A 5663-nucleotide genomic window follows, 5' to 3' on the forward strand; every position below is an offset into this window, starting at 1 on the left:
GCAGACTGGGGCACGAGGGGGTGCGCGATGACGGGGAACCACACAGGCCGGCCGACGCTGGAGCAGGTGGCGGCGCTCGCCGGGGTCGGCCGCGGCACGGTGTCGCGGGTCGTCAACGGCGAGGCGCACGTCAGCCCGCAGGCCAAGGAGGCCGTCGAACGCGCCATCGTCGAGCTCGGCTACGTGCCCAACCGGGCCGCCCGCTCGCTCGTCACCCGGCGCACCGACTCGATCGCCCTCGTCGTGTCCGAATCCGGGGAACGGTTCTTCGCCGAGCCGTTCTTCGGCCGGATCGTGCAGGGGGTCAGCGCGGCGCTCGCCGGCACCCGGTTCCAGCTGCTGCTCACCATCGCGCAGTCCGCCGAGGAACGCGGCCGGCTCGACCACTACCTGACCCGCCAGCACGTCGACGGCGCGCTCCTGCTGTCCCTGCACGGCGACGACCCGCTGCCGGTCCAACTGGAGGCCAGGGGCGTCCCGACCGTACGGGCCGGGCGGCCCACCCGGGAACGGTCCGACCACTGGGTGGACGCCGACAACCTCGGCGGGGCGCGGCTGGCCGCCGAGCACCTCGCCGGCCGGGGCCGCCGCCGGCTGGCCACCATCGGCGGGCCGCAGGACATGGCCGTGGGCGTCGCCCGGGTCGAGGGCTTCCGGGAGGTGGCCGGCGGCGACCTGATCGAGTACGGCGACTTCTCCGAGGACAGCGGCGCGGCGGCCATGCGCCGGCTCCTCGACCGGGCCCCCGACCTCGACGCCGTGTTCGCGGCCTCCGACCCGATGGCGGCCGGCGCGCTGCGGGTCCTCAAGGAGTCCGGTCGCCGGGTGCCCGAGGACGTCGCGGTCGTCGGCTTCGACGACTCGGCCATCGCCCGGCACACCGATCCGGCGCTGACCAGCGTGCACCAGCCGGTGGAGGCGATGGGCCGGGAGATGGTCGCGCTGCTCGTGGACCGGATCAACGGGGTGGGCGACGGGCCCCGGGAGCTGACACTGCCGACCCGGTTGACGGTGCGGGCGTCGTCCTGAGCGACGGGTCCCGGGGCGGATCGGGCCGGGGCCGACGGGCCTGGGGCGTCAGCGGGCCGGGCGCCGGAACGGGTTCCGGCGCGCGGGGTGCGCGTTGCGGTGCCGCCACCAGAGCCGCTGCACCCCGAGGGTCAGCACCCCCGCCGTGACGATCGCGGCCAGGTTGATCAGGAGCTGCACGGCCGACCCGACCGCCTCGTGCCCGACCCCGTACGCGAGGGCCACGGCCGCGTTGGCCGCCGCCGGGACCGTGGTGACCGAGATCAGCACGCCGACGAGCGCCCCCGACTTGGCCGAGGTCAGCGACAGCATGCCCGCGATCCCGGCGAGGAAACCGACGATCCACGACAGCGCGTCCGGCCGCCAGATGAAGTCCGTCAAGGGACGGTCGGCGAGCAGCATCGACCGGTTCACCAGGCCGAGCGCCGTCATGCCCCAGGTGGCGAACACCGTGGCGACCATCGAGACCGCGAACCCGACCACCAGGGCGGACGCGGACCGGCCGACGACGCCGAGCCGGCCCCGGACCAGGCCGACGCACAGGGCCGCCAGGGGGCCGAACTCCGGCCCGACGACCATCGCGCCGACGATGAGGATGGGCTGGTCCAGGAGTACCCCGATGGCGGCGATGATCGTGGCGACGACGAAGAACGCCAGGTAGGTGAACGACAGCCGGGTCTCCTCGTCCGTCCGCTGCTCGACCTCCTCCCAGACCACGGCGTCGGCGCTCAGCCCCGGGGCGGCCTCGGCGGCGCGTTCCGCGGACGCGGACAGCGACACGTCCACGTTCTCGATCGCGATGGAGCCGGAGTGCTCGATGCCGAGATCGCGCAGCTCCTCCAGGACGGCACTGCTGCCCTCCCGGACGACGTCGCACAGCAGCACGTCGCCCTCCGGGACCCGGGCGGCCCCGTCGAGGACGATCAGGTGCGTCACGGCCGGGCTGTTGCGGAGGACGTCGAGGACCGCCGGCGTGCTGGCCGCCGGCGCGATGATACGAAGATGCAGCACGCCCGCACCCTACCCGTGGGCTGGTCAGGCGGTGAGCACGTAGGTCGCGTACCCCTCCTCGACGTCCTCGGCGCGGGTGAAGCCGCACTTCTCGAGGAGCCGGATCGAGCCGGTGTTCGTGACGGCCGCGTCCGCGTACAGCGGGCGGACGGTGACCTCCTCGACGAACAGGAGCAGCGCCCGGGTGCCGACGCCCCTGCCCCAGAACCGCTGGCCGAGCCAGTAGCCGACCTGCCACCGGCCGTCCTGCTGCCAGGCGCCCAGATTCCCGGCGACGGCGCCGTCGGCGAGGACCGTGCGGGAGACCACCGAAGGGTCGCCGAGGATCCGGGTCTCCCAGTGGGTCATGAACGCCGCGCGCCCGCGGGACGGGAAGCGGGCGCGGCGGCTGGCCTCGGGCTCGGACTCGAAGCGGAAGAAGTGTTCGAGGTCGGCGACCTCGACGGTGCGGAGCTGGACCTCGGTCATGGCGAACAACCTGGACAGCACCCCCGCCACTCTACGGGCGCGCGCATGATCCGCGGCCGTTCGGGGTAGATCCCCCACCGGCCGCCGAGGGTGGCCGACGGACCGAGGGGGGATCGCGATGACGCAGCCGGGCACCACGGGAACGGCCCCCGAGCCGTCCGGGAACGATCCGCTGGGTATCGGGCCGGACGCCGAGGCGGAGCGCGAACGGGAGGAAGCGGAACGGCACGCCCAGGACGAACAGGCCAAACGGGACGGGCAGCTGCGCCGGGACGACGGGCAGCCGCCGGTCGCCGGGCACACCGATCCGAAGCACTGACCGCGGTCGGTGGCTCCCGGTCCGACGGGGGCGCCCCGACCGCCGCGCCGGTCACGGCCGTCGGGCCGGCCGGTGTCGTGCCGCCCGGCGGGCACCCTCGGGTCAGCCCGGGAACCGGCGGGCACCCTCGGGTCAGCCCGGGAAGAAGCCCGGGATGTCGATCGCCCGGCCGGCCGCCCGCGCCTCCGCCAGGACGACGCTGCCCACCGCGAGGTCGAGCACCCCGAGCCCGAACGGCGAGAAGATCGTCGGCAGCGCCGGGTCGAGCTCCACCTCGCCGCGCAGTACGCCGCCGAGGGTGCCGGTCACGAAGTCCCGGGAGCCGGTCAGCTGCTCGGCCAGGTGCGGGGACGTCTGCGCCTTCAGGCAGTGGTCGACGTCGTCCACGATGTTGTTGGCCCGCAGGAGCAGTTCGGGCGCGAGGTCGCGCAGGGACACGTTGAGGACGAGTTGGCCCGGTCGCAGCGGGGTGTCCGCCGGGACGTAGGGCGTGCCTGCGGTGGTGGCGAACACGACGAGGTCGCGGTCGAGCGCGTCGGCCAGGGTGCCGGTCCGGGCCGCCCCGCCGAGGCCGGCGGCGAACCGGGCCGCGCGGGACTCCTCCAGGTCGTGGCAGACCACGTCGTCGAGCGGGACGCCGACCTGGCGCAGGTACCGGGCGATGGTGTCCGCGATCGGGCCGGTACCGACGAAGGCGACGCTCCGGGGGGCCGCGGGGGTGCCGTCGGGCGGCCAGGTGCCGCCGAGCGCGGCGGCCGCGATGGCGGCGGAGGCGGCGGTGCGGGCGGCGCTGATCCCGGCGGCCTCCAGGCAGGCGGTCGGCCGGCCGGTGGCGTAGTCGTTGAGGATCAGGACCGCCGAGGCGCGCGGGATCCCCCGGTCGTGGTTGCCGGGGAAGCTGCTGATCCACTTGATGCCGGCCGTGTCGACCTCGCCGCCCAGGTAGGCGGGCAGGGCGATGATCCGGCTGTCCGGCTTGTCGGGGAACCGGAGGAAGTAGCTGTCCGGGTTGATGGTGCGCCCGGCGTCGTGCAGCAGGTACGCCTCCGCGACCACGCGCACGAACCGGTCCTGGGCGGCGGCGAGGATGTCGTCGGCGACGACCCCCGGCACCACATGGAACTCAGACAATGGCCCACCTTTCCTTGGGTACGACGTTGGCGTCCGGGTAGCGCTCGGCCACCCAGGAGTCCGAGTAGACCGAGTCCAGGTAGCGCTCACCGAGGTCCGGGGACACCGCGACCACCGTGGCGCCGACCGGGAGGGTCGGGGCGATCCGGCGCACCCCGGCCAGCACGGTACCGGTCGAGCCGCCGACGAGCAGGCCGTGCCGGCGCGCCACCAGCCGGCACATCTCGATCGTCTCCGTCTCCGGCACGACGACCTTCTCGAAGCCGCCGGTGTCGACGAACAGTTCCGGGACCCGGCTGACCCCGAGGCCCGGGATGTGCCGCTTCCCGCTCGGGCCGCCGAACAGGACGGAGCCCTCGGCGTCCACGGCCACCACCCGGGTCGCCGGGCTGTGCTCGCGGTAGTAGGACAGGCAGCCCATCAGGGTGCCCGTGGTGCCCACCCCGATGACGAGGACGTCGGCGTGCGGCACCTCGCGGTGGATGCCCCGGGCGGTGCGCTGGTGGTGGGCCGCGCAGTTGGCCGGGTTGGCGTACTGGTTGGGCCACATCAGGTCCGGGTCCCGGGCGATGGCGGCCATGATGTGGGCGATCCGGCTGGCCAGGTACCCGCCGTTGCCGTCCCGTTCGGAGATCACCACGACCCGCGCGCCGAGCGCCTTCATGGTGCGCACCGCGGCGGGGGTGGCGTTGGGGTCGGTGACGACGGTGAGTTCGTAGCCCTTCGCGGCGCACACCGCGCTGAGCGCGATGCCCAGATTGCCGGACGAGGACTCGATCAGGCGCTGTCCCGGCCGGAGCCCCCGGGCCTCCAGGCTCTCCACGAGGGCGACGGCCGGTTTGAGCTTGATGGAGCCGGCCGGGTTGAGCCCTTCGAGTTTCACGAGCAGGCGCACGTCGGGGACCAGTCCACCCATGTCGAGAAAGACGTCCTCGAAGACGATGTCGTGGGCACTCTGGTAGATCATCGCGAGCTCAGCCTCCCTGTGGCGCGGGTATCGCCGCCTTTCGCGACGCCGACGGGCGGGCGTGCGGAGGCGGTCGGTCAACCTTCCCGTGCGCGGCCATGGGGGAGGGAGTCCACTGTGATCATAGGACCGGGAATCCGTTTCAACGGAAGCCCCCGGCGCGGATACTCGCGCGCTTCCCGGCCGCACCGGGTACCACTACCGATCTAAATGCGTATTTGGGCGTGTCTGCATTCCACCCGTATCCGGAATGGACGACGCGCCGCACGGCCTGCGCAATTCCCCCATCAGGCGAGGCTTCGGTCACCCATCGTGCCCGTCGAAGACATCGATGCTGGGCAAAGGCGGGAACAACACCATTTCTAGTGTCATCTATATGACAGACGCGATGACCGAACGTAGTGATCGATCTTCATAACTCGCCAGTGTTACTCCTATTAGGCCGTTTACGTCACCCGACGGATGCGTCGATTTTGACCGGAGCTATACGTGATCGATCCGTTCTCACACTGCGCTATCCACACTTCGCCTGAGACGTCTCAGGCCACCCGGGCCATTCCACAATCGACTCGACTCAAATAGCCTTCCTGCCACCCGCCCTTTCCGGTCGATGTCGCGACCCGTCTACCGGATTCCCCCGAGTGACAATTTGGAATGCTCACCCATGCGCCCTAGGCAGTCCACGGCCGGATCCGGCCGTATTTCGTCACCGTCCTGTCACGTCCCGGGGAGCACGCG

At 72.4% G+C, this 5663-nt stretch carries 6 protein-coding genes; 2 read left to right on the plus strand and 4 right to left on the minus strand.

Annotated features, from left to right (window positions below; genetic code table 11):
* Positions 1-27 precede the first annotated feature (27 nt).
* Positions 28-1029 carry a LacI family DNA-binding transcriptional regulator gene (locus PT931_RS09325; protein WP_456245298.1) on the plus strand — a complete coding sequence of 334 codons (1002 nt, stop codon included), beginning with the start codon at positions 28-30 and terminating at the stop codon, positions 1027-1029.
* Between the two features lie 48 nt (positions 1030-1077).
* Here PT931_RS09325 and PT931_RS09330 read toward each other — a convergent pair whose 3' ends face one another.
* Together PT931_RS09330 and PT931_RS09335 are read right to left on the minus strand one after the other, a co-directional pair.
* Entirely contained in the window at positions 1078-2040 is a 963-nt protein-coding gene (locus PT931_RS09330) for a DUF389 domain-containing protein (RefSeq protein WP_456245299.1), read from the minus strand.
* Positions 2041-2064: 24 nt separating this feature from the next.
* Positions 2065-2529 carry a GNAT family N-acetyltransferase gene (locus PT931_RS09335; RefSeq protein WP_456245300.1) on the minus strand — a complete coding sequence of 155 codons (465 nt, stop codon included), beginning with the start codon at positions 2527-2529 and terminating at the stop codon, positions 2065-2067.
* 97 nt (positions 2530-2626) lie between these two features.
* Between PT931_RS09335 and PT931_RS09340 the strand changes: the two genes are divergently transcribed.
* Positions 2627-2827 (plus strand): hypothetical protein, encoded by a 201-nt coding sequence (locus PT931_RS09340; RefSeq protein WP_456245301.1) that lies wholly within the window; start codon positions 2627-2629, stop codon positions 2825-2827.
* Between the two features lie 132 nt (positions 2828-2959).
* On the opposite strand, the gene sbnB is transcribed toward PT931_RS09340, so the two are convergent.
* Both sbnB and sbnA read right to left on the minus strand, forming a co-directional pair.
* A complete protein-coding gene (sbnB, locus tag PT931_RS09345) occupies positions 2960-3958 on the minus strand; it encodes a 2,3-diaminopropionate biosynthesis protein SbnB (protein ID WP_456245302.1) in 999 nt (332 codons plus the stop codon).
* Entirely contained in the window at positions 3951-4925 is a 975-nt protein-coding gene (gene sbnA / locus PT931_RS09350) for a 2,3-diaminopropionate biosynthesis protein SbnA (protein ID WP_456245303.1), read from the minus strand. Before sbnA ends, sbnB begins: the two co-directional genes overlap by 8 nt.
* Between the last annotated feature and the right edge of the window lie 738 nt (positions 4926-5663).

Source organism: Longispora urticae, from assembly GCF_053902585.1.

Bases quoted from the DNA above. Each gene is read 5' to 3' on its own strand.
- PT931_RS09325 (WP_456245298.1), top strand. From the start codon at position 28: ATGACGGGGAACCACACAGGCCGGCCGACGCTGGAGCAGGTGGCGGCG.
- PT931_RS09340 (WP_456245301.1), top strand. From the start codon at position 2,627: ATGACGCAGCCGGGCACCACGGGAACGGCCCCCGAGCCGTCCGGGAAC.
- sbnA (WP_456245303.1), bottom strand. From the start codon at position 4,925: ATGATCTACCAGAGTGCCCACGACATCGTCTTCGAGGACGTCTTTCTC.